Annotated in this window: 13 protein-coding genes; 7 read left to right on the top strand and 6 right to left on the bottom strand. The window is 59.4% G+C overall.

The window, feature by feature from the left end; all coding sequences use genetic code 11:
- A partial coding sequence (locus O3684_RS08725; protein WP_500066373.1) for a hypothetical protein occupies positions 1–407 on the bottom strand: 407 nt, incomplete at its 3' end.
- Between the two features lie 391 nt (positions 408–798).
- Positions 799–1,671, bottom strand: a complete 873-nt coding sequence (locus O3684_RS08720; protein WP_500066371.1) for a DUF6318 family protein — start codon at positions 1,669–1,671, stop codon at positions 799–801.
- Positions 1,672–2,130: 459 nt separating this feature from the next.
- On the opposite strand from O3684_RS08720, the gene O3684_RS08715 reads away from it, so the two are divergent.
- Positions 2,131–2,817: a hypothetical protein gene (locus tag O3684_RS08715; protein ID WP_500066369.1), complete on the top strand. Its 687-nt coding sequence runs from the start codon at positions 2,131–2,133 to the stop codon at positions 2,815–2,817.
- Positions 2,818–3,028: 211 nt separating this feature from the next.
- Positions 3,029–4,015, top strand: a complete 987-nt coding sequence (locus O3684_RS08710) for a hypothetical protein (RefSeq protein ID WP_500066367.1) — start codon at positions 3,029–3,031, stop codon at positions 4,013–4,015.
- Between the two features lie 344 nt (positions 4,016–4,359).
- Here the strand turns inward: O3684_RS08710 and O3684_RS08705 are convergent, their stop codons facing one another.
- Both O3684_RS08705 and O3684_RS08700 read right to left on the bottom strand, forming a co-directional pair.
- Entirely contained in the window at positions 4,360–9,483 is a 5,124-nt protein-coding gene (locus O3684_RS08705; protein WP_500066365.1) for a type ISP restriction/modification enzyme, read from the bottom strand.
- 261 nt (positions 9,484–9,744) lie between these two features.
- Positions 9,745–11,550 carry a DNA/RNA helicase domain-containing protein gene (locus tag O3684_RS08700; protein ID WP_500066363.1) on the bottom strand — a complete coding sequence of 602 codons (1,806 nt, stop codon included), beginning with the start codon at positions 11,548–11,550 and terminating at the stop codon, positions 9,745–9,747.
- Positions 11,551–12,188: 638 nt separating this feature from the next.
- Between O3684_RS08700 and O3684_RS08695 the strand changes: the two genes are divergently transcribed.
- From O3684_RS08695 to O3684_RS08675, 5 genes are all read left to right on the top strand, one after another.
- Positions 12,189–13,238, top strand: coding sequence for an autoinducer 2 ABC transporter substrate-binding protein (locus O3684_RS08695; RefSeq protein WP_500066362.1), 1,050 nt, complete (start codon positions 12,189–12,191; stop codon positions 13,236–13,238).
- A gap of 178 nt (positions 13,239–13,416) precedes the next feature.
- Complete coding sequence (locus O3684_RS08690) at positions 13,417–14,943, top strand: sugar ABC transporter ATP-binding protein (RefSeq protein ID WP_500066360.1); 1,527 nt, start codon at positions 13,417–13,419, stop codon at positions 14,941–14,943.
- Entirely contained in the window at positions 14,943–15,944 is a 1,002-nt protein-coding gene (locus O3684_RS08685) for an ABC transporter permease (protein WP_500066358.1), read from the top strand. The genes O3684_RS08690 and O3684_RS08685 overlap by 1 nt, the downstream gene beginning before the upstream one ends.
- Positions 15,945–15,953: 9 nt before the next feature.
- Positions 15,954–17,000 carry an ABC transporter permease gene (locus O3684_RS08680; RefSeq protein WP_500066356.1) on the top strand — a complete coding sequence of 349 codons (1,047 nt, stop codon included), beginning with the start codon at positions 15,954–15,956 and terminating at the stop codon, positions 16,998–17,000.
- Positions 16,987–17,550 (top strand): RpiB/LacA/LacB family sugar-phosphate isomerase, encoded by a 564-nt coding sequence (locus tag O3684_RS08675; RefSeq protein ID WP_500066354.1) that lies wholly within the window; start codon positions 16,987–16,989, stop codon positions 17,548–17,550. Before O3684_RS08680 ends, O3684_RS08675 begins: the two co-directional genes overlap by 14 nt.
- Positions 17,551–17,675: 125 nt before the next feature.
- Here the strand turns inward: O3684_RS08675 and O3684_RS08670 are convergent, their stop codons facing one another.
- The gene (locus O3684_RS08670) at positions 17,676–18,674 is read right to left on the bottom strand and encodes a hypothetical protein (RefSeq protein ID WP_500066352.1); all 999 of its coding nucleotides are present in this window, start codon (positions 18,672–18,674) and stop codon (positions 17,676–17,678) included.
- Between the two features lie 389 nt (positions 18,675–19,063).
- Positions 19,064–20,173, bottom strand: coding sequence for a LacI family DNA-binding transcriptional regulator (locus tag O3684_RS08665; RefSeq protein ID WP_500066351.1), 1,110 nt, complete (start codon positions 20,171–20,173; stop codon positions 19,064–19,066).
- Between the last annotated feature and the right edge of the window lie 41 nt (positions 20,174–20,214).

Genomic DNA, 20,214 nt, shown 5'->3' with positions numbered 1-20,214 from the left:
GTGATGGTGCGTGTGGCGTTGGGGTAGGGGCCGTCGAAGCGTGAGCGCCACCCGTTGGGCGGGGTGTAGTAGTGGCGGATGAGCCTGGGGTCCTTGTTGGGGTCCATGCCCTTTTCGAAGGCCATTCCTTGGTAGGCGGTGATGGTGTGTGGGGTGTCGTCTCCCCAGTCCCATTCGTAGTTGGTGGCTTTTAGGGTGATGGTGATGTCGTGTCCGAGCAGGTTGATGACGTGAGTCTGGGTCGGGTTGGTGGCTGAGACGAGGGTGGGGATGTACTTGTTCGTGTACGAGACGCCATTGGGACGCTTGCGCAAGCCAGCACCGTCAGCGTGGATGAGTGTGGATGCGGCCAACAGAATCTCGCGAGTCGTGGGCACAGCCTCGGAGTCACGGGTAAACCCTGCCATGGCAAGTTCGGGTGGGAGAGTGCAGTCTTCGTCAGATACTCGTGCGTCGTTGGGTGCGGTTCCGATTGAAACTGAGGCACACTTTGCCCAATCCCAGTAACGCTTAGCCTCATCAGGAATCGATAATTCGGCGGTATACAGCGCCCGTTGATCACTGACGGCTGATGGGCTATTGGATGACTGCTGATGTCCAGGAGTTTGTGCTGGCTGATGATCGTTTGCGTATGCTTCTGCAGCGTCTTGCTGTCCTGTACTGCACATTCCAAATTGCGAACTTTCACTACCGGAACACGAACTCGGAGTTGGGTACGACGTATCGTTGGCCAATGTGGCAGGAACAACAGCATATAGGCTTGTTGCTGTGAGAATCGTTATGCCAATACTCGGCACTCTATTTTTCTTCATAGTCCGAGATGCTCCCCTCGGTAGCAATCCAGCGTCCTTCTTTCCATGTCATAAATAGAACTACTCGCACATCAAACGGGGAGTCACTGACAATAATTCGTTGTCCCATGCATGCTGTTCCGTTGGTAGTTGCAACCTTGAAGATGACGCCAATGCTATCGGGTTGCGCATCCCATTTTGAATCTGTAATTGGTTCAACAGATAGGATGCCTGTAATGGATGACGTATTACCATAGACCCAACCATTTCTATAAGCCGTATTGACGCTATCGATAGTTGAATCATGGAACTTAACTCCGGCCTCAGTTATATCTGCAAAGGGCTGAGTATCACCGGTGTTCCACGCGTATGTGAGTGTCTCAACGACGTACTCGGCTGCGAGTTCTGCACCTCGTTCGGTGTTTTCCTTGGCTTCGTCGGGTAACTCAGGCTTGGTGTAGGTGTCTGCGGCGTATTGGGTGGGGCGTACGAGGACGCCGTCGGGGCCGATCTGGTAGCCGCCAGACATGGCCGCCTCGCTCGACACTGATGGTGCGGGTGTGGGCTGCGTGGCGGGGGTTGTGGCCGCGACGCTGGGTTTTTCGCCCCAGGCGTGCCACCAGCCTTCGGCGACGCCGTTGATGTAGACGGCGAAGATGGCTCCGGCGGCGAGGCACACGTAGACCACGCGCATCGTCCAATAGAACGGCTCGACGTGCAGCCACGCCCAAAGCCGGGGATGAGCCCCCGCGGGCGGGTTGTCGTCACCAACCCCCGGCCCGGCTGTGGCCCCGAAGCCCGCGTCCTGTCGCGCGGCGTCGCGCCGCAGCTGATCCTCATCCTCGGTGTCGAGGTGGTCGAATAATGGTGGAACCGTCATGGCGTTGTACTCCTCCACGGTGAGGTGCCCTGCGGCGTACCCCCGTCGTTGGGAGCGCGCCCTACTGTTTCAGGGTACGCGCAGAACCAGCACGAAACACTAAGAATGCTGCGCAACCATCACGCACATCCTCCCATCCGCATTCCCGAAACCGCACGGATGTGCATGCCTGGCCCCGGCCTCGTCGTGAGATGTGGGTACGGGAGCTCTCCCGGTTTGTCAGGGAGCGATGATGTTGAGTTGCAGTCTCCCAAATGGCTGCGTTGTGCCCGCTCCGTGCGATATGGTTATCGAAAAATGAAGCGGTGTCGCTTAACGAGGCTTGGAAAGACGGGTCGCGTGGTTGCTCGATGTGGTGGTCGATCTGCCGCATCGGAATTTACGCCCAGAGGGGCACCGCTCAAACAAATGCGGCTCTCGAGGAAGAGAGGCCTTCCGTGGAGACACAAGGAGAAAAGTATGGAAGCCATCGATGAGTTGATTAGTGCTGCGCAGACCTTCTACGACGATGCGCGCGCGAATGAGAATGGGCGCTCCCGCTCGTGGGAGCATTGCTATCGCGTGTTTCGAGATGCGCGGACCGACTCGTCCCCGGACTTCGACTATTTGAGCCTGCACCTCGCTTTCTACCTGGCGAGCTGGGGGATGTATCGGGGTTCGTCCTTCCTGCTTCAGAAGGACTACAAGGTGCTTGTGCCCGTCGTAGAGGAGATCCTGAAGTCCGAATATGACTGCCTGTTTGGGGTCGCGTGTGGGGATCTGCGGGAGGACGAGGTTCAGGACAGGCTCGAGGAGCTGAACATATTCATCGCCGCCCATTTCGGGCCGATACGCGATGAGGTCGCCGGGCGTAAGGTTGTGTCTTCTGTGTCGCCGGTCCTCATCACGAAAATACTCATGGGAACGCTCGGGTGCGTGCCCGCGTATGACAGGTTCTTTCAGGATGGCGTTGCGACATACAAGGTGACGACTCAGGAATACAGCCCGGGGTCGATCCGTAAACTTGTGGATTTTTACGAGGAGCACAACGACCGCCTCGAGGAAGCGCGGCGCGGAATGCGGACTGATGACCTCATCTATCCGCAGATGAAGCTGCTCGACATGGGGTTTTGGCAGGTTGGGTTTGAGGCGAGCTTGGGTGTCTAAAAGGCGCTGACGTACATCTCATCAGAGTCAATGCGCATCGGGCGTGTTAGTGGCGATAAGTTGATCGATTAAATTGTTTAACGCTTGACTAACTCATAGCTTGCCGTGGGCTGTTCATGGTTTGACACTTGTGTGGGTGGTGTAATCACCGGTGATAAAGTGTCTATGAGACTGTCGATGCGGACATGATCCGACTAACGAAGGAGTAGTCATGGAATGGGTTGATTTTTTTGCAAAGTGCTTTGGTGCCCTTGTGGCGCTTGGAACGTTCCTCAAGGTAGGGGCTGAATTGTATGCAAAATTGAGGAACGGTTCCGAATTTGGATTATGGTTTGGTCGTCGCCGTAAGATGAAGGGGTTGAGGTATGCGAGCGTATTTCAAAAGCGTGGTGCTCTCAGTTCCAAAAATGAAACACTAAATTCTGTGAAGAAGAACTTAACATTTGAAATTGCAAAAGATCTCATTCATTCATATATTCTTGATAAGCGTGCAAGTCGATTTAGTAGGAATACTCGGGATCAACTTGTGGCGCTGATTATTGCATTTCTAGTATTTGTTATTCTTACGTCGATCACAGCATTGCAGAAAATTGTAACACCTGTGCCTGAGAAGCAGCAGTTTATTGATGCTGCAATTTATTTGCTTTGGTGTTCTGCTTATGCTTTTTTGGGAATGTTGCTAATGGTGATGGTGCTCTTATACTGGCGCCTTGGATGTGACATTCGAAGTGCGGCTGCGGCTCTCCGATACAATGTGGAACGTGTTCCGCTTGCTGCGATTCCATACTGCGTTGAGCAAGGTAAAGACTATATCTTCCTTGATGCGACCATCCGAAAGCGCCATCAAGTCCCCTTCATGGGTACGACAGATCGTGTGCAGATGCTTCTTGATCATGGTGCTATGACCGATGAGGTTGCGACTCTGCAGAAGTCTGAAGCCAAACAAATCAAGGCTGATGACTACGATGAAGTTGCCGGTCAGCTCGTCGATTCCTTCCTCTCAAAGGCTTCGATACGCGACAGTGAGCTCGTCTGTTTCGTCTTCTCGCAGGCAGGTATCTCCGCAGTTCTCGTCACGCAGCTGTTGCAAAGTAAGGGGTTACGAGCGTTCTACATTGGCCAAACCAATGGCTGTCAGTCTGAGGTTAGGGAGACTATCAGAGAGATTCGTATGCTCCGTGAGAGTGGACTTATCTGAGTCGCTCCGGGCTTCGGTGGCGTGCTGAATGAAAACGGATCGACGGGCGACCGCCCGGATCAAGACAGAATGTTGACGCTGGCAGGGCGACGACTTTAGCTGCTTGCGGCATGGCGGGGTGGTCAGTGGAGAGTATCCGTTTCTCCGGCTGCGGATTGGGTGGTGCAGCATGACCACCGCACGTAGGCGCAACAAACCCGATACGTGACAGTGGCGGTGAGGCCCTAAGAACCTCACCGCCACTTGTCGTTCACTGACGTGCGCCCTTTGGAACCGCGGACCGCTGGCCTCTCAGGCTCGGAGGCAGTACGCCCACGGAACGAGCCCGTACGTCCGCGCGGAACTCAGTTCTGCGCCTCCGGAATCTCAAGGGGTGGCAGCGTCGCCAGGAGCTCCTGGGTGCGCATCGAGACGGTGACCAGGCGCTTGATCAGGTCCACGACCGCGTCGGGGCGGCCCTGCTCGCGCAGGAAATCGTTCGGGTCGTTGACGATGCCCGACGCCTTGTCCGTCTTCACGTGGTAGCGGTCGATGATCCACTCGAGTGGGCTCCGGCCCGAAATCGAATAGCCCTGCGCCTCGGCCGGAATGCCCGTCAGCGTCACGTAGTCGTTGTACTCCAAGCGCGTGAAGTCCTTATCGCGGCGCCCCAGCTTCGGGAAACGCATCTTGCGCTCGCCGATCCGGTAGCGCTCCCACGGGTCCGCAGGCGCGTGCAGGCCCGCCTCCTCCTGCACCGACGGATATGGCTCCACCCGCTCGTAGTTCACGTGCAGGTCCGCCAGCTCACGGCCCACGCTCGCATACGTGTGGAAACCCGCCGCACGAGGAATATGCGGCAGCATCTTCTTCAAATCATCCTCGTAGCGCTCCCGATACTCCGGGTGATGCAGCAGCGCATACACGTAGAAGAAAATGTCCTCCTTTGTGATCCCCGCATCCCCGTAGTGCTCCCGGTACGAGGCCAGCGTCGCGTCCGTCACGTTATCGACGCGGCGATACCCGTCCAGGATCACCGGAATCTGGTCGCCGACAGGCCGCGAGAAATCCAGGGACGAGGCCGTGGCCGCCCCATCCGAGCTGCTCTCCGAGGAGGTCGCCAGGTCGGCGAACAGGTCGGGTTCGCTCCCGGAGGTGGGGGAGAGGGGCTCCCAGGTGTAGAGAGCGAACATTTGGTTTCCGCCGTTAGGGGTTACGGCAGGTATTAGCGTGTAAACAATTGGCGAAAATTGTGCTGCTGATGGTCCTGCAGGTAAAACAAGAGTGATGTTCTGGTGTGCTTCTGTTGGGAAAAATTGGGGAACCTGGTTCGTGTATTCAATTAGATCTGAAGACCAATAAAGATATTGTCGGATGTATGGTCGATATGCGCATTGCCGGATAGATCCATTATCTTGTTTGAGTTGCTTATTCTGTTCGTAACGTCTTCTTAGGGAGCGTGTCCATGAGATCTTGGTGGCATCAAAATCAGGTTCATTCTTTTTGATTCCTTCGTTATAATTTGTAATTAACTTGCATATGTTGGTGATGATGTTGTCTGCGGAAAAACCGCAGCACCATGCATCTCGATTAGTTTGGAGCCCAGCAGAATACTGTCGGAATACGGCGGGCGTTGATTCTTTGCCTTTCAGCGTCTTGTTTCCAATCTCCTGGAAGGTTGCGAAGCGCTCGTCGCGAGAGCTGATCCAGTCGCCGTGCTGGTTGGGCGTGACCGGTCGGAACGCATCCACCCCACTGATCCCCTCGATCGATCCGTAGGCACCGATCTGGTCGAGCTTCTCCTGTCGTGTCGCGTAGTCCTCCGCCTCCGCGTAGAAGATTTCCGCGATACCTGTGTGTGCTGGGTCTTTGATGAGCACACTAATTGCGACACCCGTCATGATGGGGAAGATGTTTCCACCTTCACGTTTTGCGGCATCTCCCATTTTTCCTCGGATACCGCCACGCAGGTTATAGATGAAGATCTGCGAGAACTCTTCCTGCAGCGACAGGCGAACGCCGTCAGCAGAATTGCCATCTACGAAAGAGCTGTTGGAGATGAAAGCGATGACTCCTCGCTCCCCGATGCGGTCCGATGCCCAGCGCAGGGCACGGAAGTAGGAGTCGTACAGGCTGTTCTTGTTTGCTCCGGTTGACTGAGCTGCGTAAGTATCCGCAATACGCTCGTCCAGGCGCGGGTACGCCAGGTTCTGGTTGTTGTCGTTCGCGCTGTTCTGGCCTGCTGAGTACGGCGGATTCATCACGATGACCGTGATTGCCGAGTCCTTCTCCGCCTTCGCGCGCTCGTTGTTGGCCGCCAGGCCCTCGAAGTCCTCGGTGATCGTGCCGTCGCCCTCGTGCAGCTGGAAGGTGTCCGTCAGCGTCATGCCCGGGAACTCGACGTAGCCCTCGTCCACGCCCTGTTCGGCGCGTACCTGGTGGTAGACCTGCTCGATGTTGATCGATGCGATGTAGTAGGAGAGCAGCACGAACTCGTTCGCGAAGATCTCGTTCTTGTACTTGTGTTCCAGAGACTCGGGCGGGATGACACCCAGCTGCAGCAGGCGCGCCACGAACGTACCCGTGCCCGCGAAAGGTTCGATGATGGCCACGCCCGGATCCCCCAGGCTCTGGCCGAATGCTGTGCGCATCGCGTCATCCGCGCTGCGAATGATGAAGTCGACGACCTCGACGGGCGTGAAGACGATGCCCAGGCGCTCACTCATGCGCGGGAAGGCTTGGGAGAAGAAGCGATCATAGAGCGTGCGCATGATCTCCTGCTTACCCGCCAGGGTGTGCACGGCCTCAATGCGCTCGACCATCGCCCGATAGAAGGAATCCAGCTCGCGGCGCTCGTTTTCGAACATCGAGTGTGACGCCAGCATCTCTACGATCGTGTTCATCGCGCGGCTCACCGGGTTCTGCTTCGAGAACGAATGATCCGGGAACATCGCGTCGAACAGCGGGGCCGTCAGGATGTGCTGGGCCAGCATCTCCACCGCGGACTCGTTGTCCACGGCCGGGTTCAGCGTCGCGCGCAGCGCGTTCACGAACTCCTGGAACGCGTCCTGGCGCTCCGGTTCCTCCAGCAGCCGATCAATAAGGTGAATGTAGCGGTCCGCGACCGTCGCGATGTCCTTGGACCAGTCCTCCCAGTACAGGGACGAGCCCACCTTCTTCACGATCCGGCCGAACACCGACTCCTTCCAATCCGATGGCAGCAGCGTCAGCTGACCCTGGATACCCTGGGCCACCCCGTCCGCGCCGGACCCCGAAGACCCGGCCCCGGCCTCGTCCCCATCGGGCGCACTGCCACCCAGCGGATCGTCCTGCTTCTTCGCCTTCTCGAGGGAGACCTGCTCGACGATGATGTTCTCCGGCCCCTGGCCGTTGAGCTCCATCGAGTTGATCGCCGCGTCCAGGCGCTCGTCGTGGGCACGCAGGGCCTTGAGGACCTGCCACACGACCTGGAAGCGCTTGTTGTCGTCCAGCGCGCGCTCCGGCGCCATGCCCGCCGGCACGGCCACGGGCAGGATGATGTAGCCGAAATCCTTGCCCTCCGCGCGGCGCATCACGCGGCCCACCGCCTGGATGACATCCACCTGCGACTTGCGCGGCGATAGGAAGAGCACCGCGTCCAGCGTGGGCACGTCCACGCCCTCGCTCAGGCAGCGCGCGTTCGTCAGGATGCGGCACACTGGGACCTCGTCCGTGCCCGCGCCCTCGGTCAGCCAGTCCATCTCGCGCGCACGCACCGCCGCGTTCATCGTGCCGTCCACGTGGCGGCACTCGACCTGCAGGTTATCCGATGCATCGTCGTTGCTCAGGTCGCTGAGGCCGAAGGGACCGTTCACCAGGTCCGGGAACTGCGTCGCGACCGCCTTCGAGGCCTTGATGTCCTTGCAGAAGGCCACCGCGCGGCGCATCGGCGCGCGATCCTCGCCGTAGTCCACGTCCGAGCCACGATTCTTGCGCTTGGCCAGCGCGTTCCAGCAGCCCGTCAGCTTCGCGGCCGTGTCGAGGTTCAGCTCGCCGCCCATCTCGGCGATCGCCTGATAGTGCTGCGACACCTCCTCCTCGCTGACCGTCAGGATGATGACCTTATAGTCCGTCAGCAGGTTCTCCTTCACCGCCTGGCCGAAGCCCAGGCGGAAGAACACCGGACCGTAGGTCTCCTGATCGTCCATCGAGGTCAGGATCGCGTCCTTCTCCGACGCCCTATTCTTCGCGTTCTCCGCGAAAATACGCGGCGTCGCCGTCATGTACAGGGTCTTCGCACGGCGAATGAACTCGTTGCTGTGGATCTTCGTGAACGCGCTCTCGTCCTCGCCCGTCAGCGTCGCGCCCGTCGTGCGGTGGGCCTCGTCGCAGATGATCAGGTCGAAATCGCGCCACTCATCGCCCGCGATCTCCTGCGCGCGGTGGATGACCTCGATCGACTGATACGTCGCGAAGACGACCTGCAGGCCCTCCGTCGCGTTATTCGTGTTTAGGGAGTCGGCGAGGCGCTGGCCGTCCGTCGTCGCCGGGATCGGCAGGTCCACCGCCGACTCCTCGGCGGTGTCGTTACGCGCCGACGAGGACACCTTCGTATCCGAACACACCGCCCACGCCGTGAACGCGCCGTCGGCCTCGGCCGCCCAATCATCCAGCGTCTGCTTGAGAAGCGCGAGCGAGGGAACCGCGAACAGGATCCGGGCGGTGCCGCCCTCCTTCTCCACGAACTCGCGCGCGATCGTCAGGGCCGTGAACGTCTTACCCGTGCCGCACGCCATGACCATCGTGCCGCGGTCGTGCTCCTCGAAGCCCGCCATCACCGCGCTGCGCGCACGCACCTGATGGTCTTGCGGAACCTTGCGCTCGCGGGTCTTCGGCGCCTGCGTCGACCCCAGCGAATACGTACGCCAATCAATGTCCGAATCGCGCAGATCCGCCAACGTGATGCGAGAAACCGGGATCTGCTGGCCCTCGATCGCATCCTGCGCGTTCTTGCCCCACGGCGCTCCTGACGTGTCCACGACGATGCGGCGGCCGAAAGGCTCCTTGCCTGATGCCGATAGGAACGAATCGATGTCCGCCTTCTGAATGCGGTGACCCAATGCGTAGAACTTGCACTGAATGGCCACCGGGCCTGCGCTTGGGTCAACCGGGATCGCCACCAGGTCAATGCCGGTGTCGCCCGTGCGGCGCTCCGGCCACTCGCTCCACAAGTAGATTTCCTTGAACTGGTGCGCGAAACGCGCGTCATGGAGCAGGAACTGGCGCGTCAGCTCCTCGAACAACGTGCCCTTCTCGCGCTCGCTCTTCGCGCGCGCACGGTACTCATCCAGCAGGGCATCCAGCGCGGACTTGGAGGAGGCGTTTGGTGAGGTGTTTGCCGAGCCTGGGGTGGCGTCATCTGACAAACGTTCCCGAGCGTGGTGGGTGTCGGTGGAATCCGCTTCCATGCCGGGTAGAGCCATGAAGTCGTCGTCGCGCGCAGCAGTCATGCGACCAAGAATAGCGGGTAATCTACGACACACAAGCTAGTTGGCGTGGCGGGTGGGGGTACAAGGGGATTGTGGGGCGGTGATGGGAAAGTATCCACAAAAAGAAACGCTTTATCGGTTGAGGATTGTGGAAGCGTTTATGATGATACTCGATTCCGGTCGCATCAGATAAGGTGCGGTCTTGAAACCGTGCCAGAAGCATGAAGAATATGGAGTTAATACTTAGAAATGATGCTTAGTGTTGCCTTGATACTTACATGCTTACCTGCGCCTCGCGTCGAGAATCGCCTGAATTTGATGAAAACGTTCGGATAAACCGGAAGCTTCGGCGTAAACATACGTGCCGCGAATTCCGCGAGTCAAAAGCACTCTGTAGACATTTGCCAAATGTCTGCGAAGCTGCTCATCTGTCATTGTCTTACCAAAAAGATTCATGTTCGCTTTCCCGCGACCGTCGCAGTACTGTTGGCGATTAACGCAGTACTTTCCAGAAGAATCTAGTCCAACATTGGGACCAATGATGACACCGGCATAGTTCAGGTCATAGCCTTGAACTGAGTGAATCATCCCAACTTCGTCAGAAGTGACGGCAGAGTGCATCCAAGATGTGGGGTCCCGTTGCCACCTAAATCGCATCTCATCAAGCTCAATGTCGTAGGGTGCATCATCGCCGTAATTACTCTTGCTTACCCATGGCCAATCAAAGCCGGCAAGCATGCGACAAAGCCCATATTCCTTCTCCCGCCTGGATAGAGCAGCTTGCATTTCCTTTAGGTTGGTGAAAATTCTAAAGTCATAGTCGCCAAAGTGGGGCACGTCATTGTCGCTTAGTGGCTTGTCATCGAATATTGCTCTAATGAGAGACATGTATCTATCGGCTTCCGATATCTGCATGCGCATTTGACACGTCAAATGAAAGTAGTGATTACTCCGCTTTGCGTTCGATATGGCCATTTCCCAGTTAGAGGAATCTATGTGAGCTGGTTGAGTTGATTGTTCCATGTCGACCATGAATATGACATTGTTAGAACAGTGTCGCATCCAATCGAGTTGAGTATGTTTATCTCCGTGCGGATCCTCTTCTGGAAATAGATTATTGTTGTATCTGCGAAAGTCGTTGAGCATCTTTCTGTTTGCCTGGAATCCAAATTTGTTAAGAAGATGTGATTCATCCACAATTAGGAGATCGTATTTTTCGTCATTTTCAATGAGTGACTTTGGAATATCAAATGGGGAGAGAACCATTGTCTCATCAAGTCCGTCAATCATCTTGAATACTTGTTTGACTGTGAACCTCAGTGGTGCCGGCGGAATGACGAGGCCGATCTTCAATCGGTGTTGTGATGCACGTGTTTCAGTATCCGCATTTCCGTTGGAGAAAGATATGTATTCGTCGTCTGATGTGTATCCTCTAGAGTAGTCCGCGAAGAGTTTTGTTAGGTAAGTTGCGAGGATAGTCTTTCCTGTGCCTGGTAGTGCCTCGATGATTATTTCTTGGAAGTCCTCGTCTCTTCGCTCGAATCTTTCAATAAGTTGGTCCCAGATTGAATTAGCAACCGCTTCTTGCTCCTGATTAAGTTTTTTGAATGGTGAGTACTTGTAGAGGTCTGAATTTTCGATGTCGAAACGTGATTTGCTGAATATATTATTTTCTTTTCGAAGTATGTCAAATATATCGTTGAAGATTTGGCGGTAGTATGCGCGCTGGTGGTAATTTGCGTCAACAATGCCTCGATTTGCGTTAAGTACCCTTAGTCTTCCGTCTCCTACGAATAGGTCGATCAGGGTTGACTCGAGATCTAAGCAGACCGATTTATTGAATTCATCATGCAGGATAAGATGTGTTAGCTGCAGGCTGCTCTTATGATCGTTTTTCAGGTGCTGCTTCATTCTTTTGCAGTAGTTAAGTGTCTCGCCGACATACACCTCGGTTGAAGAAGTTAGGATGTATACGACGGGCCAGTTTGTCAGCTTTTCGTCAATTGTTGCTACATCTTTGAAGGTTTCGTCATTGAACAGTCTTCGAGTTATTGTGTAGTGCTCATGATTTTGTTTAGCGCCTGTCATGCCCAGCGAATCCTCCTCGTTGAGTGTGTAGAGCTATCATTTTGCGTCTGTCCTAGTTCTGGGGACAGTCAGGTTTGTTTATTTCAGCTCTTGGTCGACGTCGATATCGCTCATGTAGGTGACTATACCTTTGTGTGTCACTTTGTGGCTAAGTGCTATGTGTGCGTGTTCTGATGTTCCCGGTCGCCCGCACCTGCACATCCTCCCGCGCCTGCGCACACAATCGCACAAATGTGCAGTTATGATGCGCATCACCGCACGAGTGTGCGCTGCTCCGGCAAACAATAGAGCGGTTCATCGTAGTCGCTATCGGACTATATTTGTCTGGACTAACATCCCCACCCATACGTCTGACAAATCAGCCCACAACCAGCCCACACACACCCCAAAAACCCGCCCCGGCCTCGTCCCACACGGACCCGGAAAGTGAACGCCACCACCCGCGTGGCCTAGGATTGGGGACACGCCGACGCGCCCCCAAGGACGGGAGCACCCGGCACGCAGCAGCACCGCGCACGCGGCACCGCAGGGCAGGTCCAGCAACGAAGACGGACACGCCAAGCACCACCGCACCCCCGCAGAGCCGCCGCACAACCACAACCTCAACACCGACGTTGATCCACACAGAGGAGACTCCTATGAAGCCCCGCCTCGCAGCTACAGCCCTCGTCGCCGCATCCGCATGCGCCCTCGCCCTCGGCGCCTGCACACCCGGCGACACCGCTCAATCCTCGTCCAGCCCCGCCGCGAAGGGTGGCGGAGACGGCAACTACACGATCGCCGTCGTCCCCAAGGACGCCACCAACCCCTGGTTCGTCCGCATGGAAACCGGCGTCAAGAAGTACGCCGAAGACACCGGCATGAACGCCTTCCAGAAGGGCCCCGCTGAAACCGACGCCACCATGCAGGCCCAGGTCATCCAAGACCTCATCGCCCAAGGCGTCGACGCCATCTGCGTCGTCCCCGTCGACCCCGGCGCCATCGAACCCGTCCTCAAGCAGGCCATGGACGCCGGCATCGTCGTCGTCACTCACGAAGGCGCCTCCCAGCAGAACACGATGTACGACATCGAGGCCTTCAACAACACGGAATACGGCGCGTTCATCATGGACAACCTCGCCGAGGCCATGGGTGAAGAAGGCGTCTACACCACCATGGTCGGCCACGTCACCAACGCCTCCCACAACGAATGGGCAGACGGCGCCGTCGCCCACCAGAAGGAGAAGTACCCCAAGATGACGCTGCTCGAAGCCGAGCCCCGCGTCGAATCCCAGGACAACGGTGAAACCGCCTACCAGACCGCCAAGGAAGTCCTCAAGAAGTACCCCGAAGTCAAGGGCATCCTCGGCACCTCCTCCTTCGACGCACCCGGCACCGCCCGCGCCATCGAAGAACTCGGCCTCAAGGGCAAAGTCTTCACCGCAGGCACGGGCATGCCCGCCGCCAACGCCCAGATCCTCAAGGACGGCTCCGTGTCGACCCTGACCCTCTGGGACCCCGCGGACGCCGGCTACGCCATGGCATCCCTGGCCACCAAGATCCTCAACGGTGAAAAGATCGAAGACGGCGTCAACCTCGGCGTCAAGGGCTACGAATCCATGCACTTCTCCGAAGGCTCCACCAAGGTCCTCGAAGGAAACGGCTGGATCCAGATCACCAAGGACAACGTCGACTCCCTCGGCTTCTAACCGCTTCACCGCACACGACCGCCCGGGTGCCACGGCCTCGTCCCAATGAACGAGGCCGTGGCCGGGCCACCCCAGCGCGCGCACTGACGCTCGCGCACCCCCACGCCCCCGCGGGTACCACACCCGCGGGGGACAGGGGCGGCCCCGGGTCGGCACCACGCGTCGGAAAGGACACCACATGGACACCCCAGTGCTGGCGGTACGACACGTCAGCAAATCCTTCGCAGGCGTGCGAGCCCTGGTCGACATCGACCTTGACATCGCGCCCGGAGAAATCCACTGCCTCGCCGGAGAAAACGGGTCGGGCAAATCCACCCTCATCAAAGTCATCTCCGGAGTCCACACCCCCGAACAGGGCACGGTCTCCATCGGGGGCCGCGACTTCACGCGACTGACACCCGCCGACGCCATCGACGCGGGCGTACGCGTCATCTACCAGGACTTCTCCATCTTCCCCAACCTCTCCGTCATGGAGAACATCGCGCTCGGCAGCGAAGTCGCCGCCGGACGCCGCCTCGTCAACCGCTCGCGCATGCGCGAAGTCGCCCGCAAAGCCGTCGCCAAAATCGGCTTCCAAGTCGACCTCGACGAACTCGTCGGCAACCTCTCCGTCGCCGACAAACAGCTCGTCGCCATCAGCCGCGCACTCATGGGCGACGCGAAACTCATCATCATGGACGAGCCCACGACCGCCCTCACCAAGAAGGAAGTGCGCGCCCTCTTCGACATCGTCGCCGACCTCCAATCGCGCGGCATCGCGATCCTCTTCGTGTCCCACAAGCTCGAAGAAGTCTTCGAAATCGCGCAACGCTTCACCATTCTGAGAAGCGGACACAAGGTCATCACCTGCCCGAAGGAAGAGCTCGACCGCGCCAGCTTCGCCCGCCACATGACCGGGCGCGACTTCGACGAGGAGCGCTATCAGCCCGGCGACATCACCGAGTCCCCGATCCTCGAGGTCGAGGGCGCAACCGTGAGCGGCGCTTTCGCCGACGCCTCCCTGAGCGTGCGACCCGGCGAAATCCTCGGCATCACCGGCCTGCTGGGCTCCGGACGCACCGAACTCGCCATGTCCCTGTTCGGAATGCTCCCCCTCGACTCCGGGCGCATCCGCGTCAAAGGTCAGGATGTCACCCTGCGCGGCGTGCGCGACGCGATCGCCGCCGGCATCGCCTACGTCCCCGAAGACCGACTCACCGAAGGCCTCTTCCTCTCGCGCTCGATCGGCGAAAACATCACGATCTCCGAAATGGAATCCTTCACCAAGGCCCTCGGATTCATCGACAAGAAAGCCATCCGCGACGAAGAGAAGAAGTGGGTGAAGCGCCTCGACGTCGTCACCCCCGACCCGGCCAACGCCGTCAACACCCTGTCGGGCGGCAACCAGCAAAAGGTCGTCCTGGCCAAGTGGCTCGCCACCAAGCCCTCCGTCCTCATCCTCAACGGACCCACCGTCGGCGTCGACATCGGCTCCAAATTCACGATCCACTCGATCCTGCGCGAACTCGCCGCACAAGGCATGGCCGTCATCATCATCTCCGACGACATCGCCGAAGTGCTCACCAACTGCTCGACCATCGCCATCATGCGAGCCGGGCACCTGAGCGACCCGATCAACCCCGACACCCTCACCGAGGCCGAACTGACCCGGCTCCTGTCCGAAGACCAGGCCCCGGCCTCGTCGACCGAAGGGGGAGAGAACTAATGCCCCGACTCATCACAAAAGTCTTGCGCGCCAACGAATTCTGGGTCTTCCTGGTCATCGCGGCGCTCACCCTCGTCATCCAGGCGCGCTCCGGACAGTTCTACACGGCGAACAACCTCGTCGACCTGGCCGGCGCGATGGTGGTCCCCGGCCTCTTCGCCGTCGCCGCGCACCTCGTCCTCGTCTCCGGCGGCATCGACGTGTCCTTCCCCGCGCTGGCCTCCCTCGCGGTCTACGTGACCACGAAAGTCCTCGTCGACAACGGGTGGAACGGGCCCGTCATCGTGCCCTTCCTGATCGCCGCCGCCCTCGGCGCGGTCCTCGGCGCATTCAACGGCATCTTCACCTCGAGGCTGACCGTGCCCACGCTGATCATCACCCTGGGCACCGCCAACGTCTTCAGCGGCGTCATGCAGGGCGCACTCAAATCCGTGCAGATCAACACGATCCCCGAGTCCATGCGCTCCTTCGGATCCGCGTCCCTCTTCGTCGCCCGCAACGAAAGCTCCGGCCTGCAGTCCTCCATGCCCGTGTCCTTCCTGATCCTCGTCGCGGTCGTCGCGGTGGCCTTCTTCGTCACCCGCTACACGATGTTCGGACGCTCCCTCTTCGCCCTCGGCGGCGACGAGTCCGCGGCCGCCCGCGTCGGCTTCAAGGTGCGCGCCACCAAGTTCTGGCTCTACGTCCTCGTCGGCGTCATCGCCGCCCTGGCCGGCATGGTCCGCACCTGCTCCATGGGACAGATGCACCCCACCAACCTGCTCGGCATGGAAATGATGGTCATCGCGGCCGTCGTCCTGGGCGGCACCGCCATCACCGGCGGCAAGGGCTCGCTGACGGGCGTCATGCTCGGCACGCTGCTCATCGTCATCGTCCAAAACTCCATGATCCTCATGGGAATCCCGACGTTCTGGCAGGGCTTCGCCCTGGGCCTGCTCATCATCGTGGGAACCGGCGTCTCCGCGCTTCAGGTCATGCGCGCACGCCGCAACGCACACTAGGAGGACCACATGTCAACGCTTCTCGCCTCCCCGCGCCTCGCTTTCCTCAAAAAGGACAGCTACATGACGCGACTGATCATCGTCTTCCTCCTGCTGCTCATCTTCTTCGCCGCCGTGCGCCCTGGCCCCTTCTTCGCCGTGCGCACCTGGCAGTCGATGGCCGTCCAATTCCCCGAATTCGGCCTCATGAGCCTGGGCGTCATGTTCACCATGTTCACCGCCGGCATCGACCTGTCCGTCGTCGCCATCGCTAACGTCACCTCGATCTGCGCGGCCCTCACGCTGCGCTCCATGCTCGGCCCGGCCGTCACCCCCTCGGCGATGGCCATGGCCACCCTCATCGCCCTGGGCGTCGCCCTGGTGGTCGGGGTCGTGTGCGGACTCATTAACGGCACGCTCGTCGCTGTCTTGAAGATCCCACCCATCCTCGCCACCCTGGGCACCCTCGAGCTCTTCGGCGGCGTCGCCCTCATCCTCACCCAAGGCAAACCCGTCTCCGGCGTCCCCGCAGCGTTCGGAGCCGTGTTCACGGGGAAGGTGGCCGGCCTCGTCCCCATCCCCCTCGTCGTGTTCCTCGTGTGTGCGGCCGTCGCCGGTGCCATCGTCGCCTTCACGGGCTTTGGGACCACGATCCTCATGCTCGGCACGAACGACACCGCGGCGCGCTTCTCAGGCCTGAAAGTTAAGAGCCTGCTGATCCGCACCTACGTGCTCTCCGGCGTCATGGCCGCCATGGCCGGCATCGTCATGCTCGCGAACTACAACTCCGCGAAAGCCGACTACGGCGCCTCCTACACGCTGCTCACCGTCCTCATCGTCGTCCTCGGCGGCGTCAACCCCAACGGCGGATCCGGGCGCCTGAGCGGCGTGCTCCTGTCCATCCTCATGCTCCAGGTCCTCTCCTCCGGCCTGAATATGTTCCCCGACATCTCCAACTTCTACAGGCCCCTCATCTGGGGTGGCGTCCTGCTGCTCGTCATCTGCATGAACGAGGGCCTCTTCTCCTTTACCAAACTGCGCAGACTCAGGAAAGGACACGCGCATGCTGACAGCTAAAGACAAGCACGTCGTCGTCGGCGCCGACTTCGCCGGGTACCCCCTCAAGGAAGCCGTCAAGGCCCACCTTGAGGAGCGCGGCTGGACCGTCACCGACCTGACGCCCGACGCCGACACCGCGCCCATGTACCACCGCGTCGGCTTCATGCTCGGCGCGCAGATCGCCGAAGGCAAGTTCGAACGCGCCCTCGCGTTCTGCGGCACCGGCATGGGCATCCACATCGCCGCCTCCAAGTGCCCCCACGTCCACGCCGCCGTGTGCGAATCCGTGCCCGCCGCGCGCCGCTGCGCCGCCGCCAACAACGCAAACCTGCTCGCCATGGGTGCCTTCTACGTCGCCCCGCGCACCGGGATGGCCATGGCCGATGCCTTCCTCGAATCGTCGCTCGGGTCCGGATACGAGGACTGGGACGGCTTCTACGAGTACCACCGCATCGGGTACGACGAATGCGAAAACTTCGACTACGAGGCCTACAAGGCCAACGGCTTCGAGGTCGTCAACCCGGGGTTTGCTGTCCTTGCGGAGCAGCCGAAGGGGTTGGCGTACTGAGGTTGTGACGCCGTGACAGAGGTGGGGGCTCCCGTTTGGGAGCCCCCCACCCGTGTGAATGGGCTGTCACTCGTGACCTGGGTGAGAACTCAGGCAATGCCGAGGCCGGCGGCGCGGCCACATCGTTACGGGCGTGATCGTTTTTCGAGAGCACCGAACCAGGCGGTGAACAGACGCATAGCAGCATCTGCAAGGTCGTCGATCTCAGAGATTGGTTTTGGGTATGCTCGCACGCCGAGAGCCCAGTTGATGTATCCCTGAGCAAGCCAAGGAGCATCTGTCAGATGCTCCATCGTGAGATCTTTACGGAGCGGACCGAGCGGTCGTCGTGAGGTGCCAGGCTTATTGGTTTTGAGATCGAACGTGCTGGGATCCCCCTCCAACACCGTCTCATAGAGAACCTGGGCGTTCGTTACCCACGATGGCGGGACGTTCGAATCCAATGATGGATAGCACTCGTCAGTTTCCTCAACGTGGGTTCCAGCGTGGTACTCGAGGCAGACATCGTTGAAGGACGATGGCATCTTCTGGCCAATCACTTGAATCTGTCCGCAGAGCCAATCGCCGTTAGGAAGCTCTGGGGATTCGATAGTGATGCTCGGCATCCCTCTAGCGCCGCACTTGACATAGAGGTTCCACCCGTCTGGGATCGTCATCTTCTTCAGCGTCTTGCGCAGCACCCGCTCCACCTGGACTTTCGATGCGGGGAGGGACTTGACATCAGACAGTAGAACGCGAGCGTCGGGGAACTTGGAGAGTACTTCTTTCCAGGTTAGAACGTGAGCGACCTGATCTAGGTATTCCACCGCATCATCGGCGTCAAGGAGAAGCAGCATCAGGTAATCGGCAACCTCCGACTCCCGCTCTAGTTGATCCTCACTGATCTCGTGGTCAATCTTGGCTTCGATGGCAATGGTTTTGTGCTCGAACTCCAGAAGAATGTCTACGCGCTGATCTTTTTCGCACCCTACATTGGTCAGTTCGCCAAGCTCCACGCCCAACAGAGACGAGAAGTAGCGTTCAGTCGCTTGCGGATCGTGGCGGAATTCTGCTGCCAACGCTCGCGTGAGTTGGGGCTCCGATGTGTAGAGCGCGCTGAACTCTTGATGTGGTGTCGCTTCCATATGTTGAGGACTCTCTCGTGGCGGGTGGGGAACGAGACCCATGATGATGACTATCCTGCTGTGTCTGTCACCCCTTTGTAGCTTGACAATATTGCACTCTACACGGTGCTGGATACGTTAGCGCCTTGACAGGCTGGTCTGCTGTGTTGGGGTCGATGAAGGCCCCAGCGTGGCAAGTATGCCCACAAAACGAAACCCCGGCCTCGTCGATTGGGAGAAACCGGTTCTTCCCGAAAATTTGCATGCAATTCCCGTGGACCAGTTTTGTATGCGCCTCAAAAACGTTGGAATTGCAACGGTAAGATTTCAAAGTTTGAATAATGGGGAGGGGAATTACGTGCGACATTTGTGGGGAACTATGCGAACGCGTGTTGCTCGGTGTCGTCCCTCTACTCCCGCGGCCTCGCCGTCGATTCGCGGATGGTGAGGACCGGGCTGAAGGTCTGGTGCTGGGTGGGGGCGTCGGAGCCGGATAGCAGCAGTTCGGCTGCCGCCTCGCCGAGTTCGTCCATGGGCTGGCGGATCGTCGTGAGCGGCACGGGCATCTGCGCGGCCAGGGGAATGTCGTCGAAACCGATGACGGACACGTCGCCGGGGATGGAGATTCCCGCGACGCGCAGCGCCGACATGACGCCCACGGCCAGCAGGTCGTTCGCGCAGAAGACCGCGGTCGGATCCGACCCGTCGGAGGCGGCCCGGGCCTTGGCAATGGCCTCTTCGGTGGCCGCATACCCTGCCTGGGCGGTGTACGCCTGCGCGTTGTACACGGTCAACTGGATGCTGTCCGATCCCGTTAGGCGCTGCCAGTGCTCGACCGCGTCCCGCACGCCCGCGAGGCGCTGTACGGATTGGCGCATGTCGGCCGGGCCATTGAGGAAACAGATGCGCTCATGTCCGAGTGCCAGAAGGTGTTCGATCGCTAGCGCGGCCCCCGCGCGGTCGTCGATGGATACGGACGGCAGGCCCTCGGGCGCCTCAGCAGCGTCGAAGAGGACGACCGGCGTGCCCTCCTCGACCAGGCGCGTGGCGGCCTCGTGCGAGGAATCAGCCGGCGTGAGCAGGACGCCGCGCACCGCCTGGCGTCCCAGCGCCTCAAGCAGGTCGCGCTCCTCCCGCACGGAGGCGTGCGTGGAAGACAGCGTCATGATGTAACCCTCGCGCGATAGCACGCGCTCCATGGCAGCGGCAGCCTCCATGAAGAACGGGTTCGTGAGGTCGAAGACCGCCACGCCCACGAGCGGCGAGGTCCCCCGTCGCAGGGCCTGCGCGGTCGGGTTGGGCTTGTACCCAAGCTGCGCGATCGCTGCCTCGACGCGCTCACGCACGTCGGGGCGCACGCGCTCACGCCGGTTAATGACGTTAGACACGGAGCCGACGCTCACGCCCGCAAGAGCGGCAACGTCTTTGACGCCGGGGGCTTTGCGGGGCGTTGAGGGGGACGAGGCAGGGGTTGCGTCCTGTGGACTCGTGCCCTCTGGGGTGCGGCGGGGCGGCGTCATGCTAGCTCTTTCGGAGACTTGACTGATGAAACGTTCATATT

The organism is Pauljensenia sp. 20925_1_27 (assembly GCF_041432835.1).
Taxonomy (GTDB): Bacteria; Actinomycetota; Actinomycetes; order Actinomycetales; family Actinomycetaceae; genus Pauljensenia.
The sequence above is the reverse complement of the archived record's forward strand: the minus strand, read 5'-3'. Positions and strand labels throughout refer to the sequence as shown.

Bases quoted from the DNA above. Each gene is read 5' to 3' on its own strand.
- O3684_RS08675 (WP_500066354.1), top strand. From the start codon at position 16,987: ATGCTGACAGCTAAAGACAAGCACGTCGTCGTCGGCGCCGACTTCGCC.
- O3684_RS08680 (WP_500066356.1), top strand. From the start codon at position 15,954: ATGTCAACGCTTCTCGCCTCCCCGCGCCTCGCTTTCCTCAAAAAGGAC.
- O3684_RS08710 (WP_500066367.1), top strand. From the start codon at position 3,029: ATGGAATGGGTTGATTTTTTTGCAAAGTGCTTTGGTGCCCTTGTGGCG.
- O3684_RS08700 (WP_500066363.1), bottom strand. From the start codon at position 11,550: ATGACAGGCGCTAAACAAAATCATGAGCACTACACAATAACTCGAAGA.
- O3684_RS08715 (WP_500066369.1), top strand. From the start codon at position 2,131: ATGGAAGCCATCGATGAGTTGATTAGTGCTGCGCAGACCTTCTACGAC.
- O3684_RS08690 (WP_500066360.1), top strand. From the start codon at position 13,417: ATGGACACCCCAGTGCTGGCGGTACGACACGTCAGCAAATCCTTCGCA.
- O3684_RS08695 (WP_500066362.1), top strand. From the start codon at position 12,189: ATGAAGCCCCGCCTCGCAGCTACAGCCCTCGTCGCCGCATCCGCATGC.
- O3684_RS08665 (WP_500066351.1), bottom strand. From the start codon at position 20,173: ATGACGCCGCCCCGCCGCACCCCAGAGGGCACGAGTCCACAGGACGCA.
- O3684_RS08670 (WP_500066352.1), bottom strand. From the start codon at position 18,674: ATGGAAGCGACACCACATCAAGAGTTCAGCGCGCTCTACACATCGGAG.
- O3684_RS08705 (WP_500066365.1), bottom strand. From the start codon at position 9,483: ATGACTGCTGCGCGCGACGACGACTTCATGGCTCTACCCGGCATGGAA.
- O3684_RS08720 (WP_500066371.1), bottom strand. From the start codon at position 1,671: ATGACGGTTCCACCATTATTCGACCACCTCGACACCGAGGATGAGGAT.
- O3684_RS08685 (WP_500066358.1), top strand. From the start codon at position 14,943: ATGCCCCGACTCATCACAAAAGTCTTGCGCGCCAACGAATTCTGGGTC.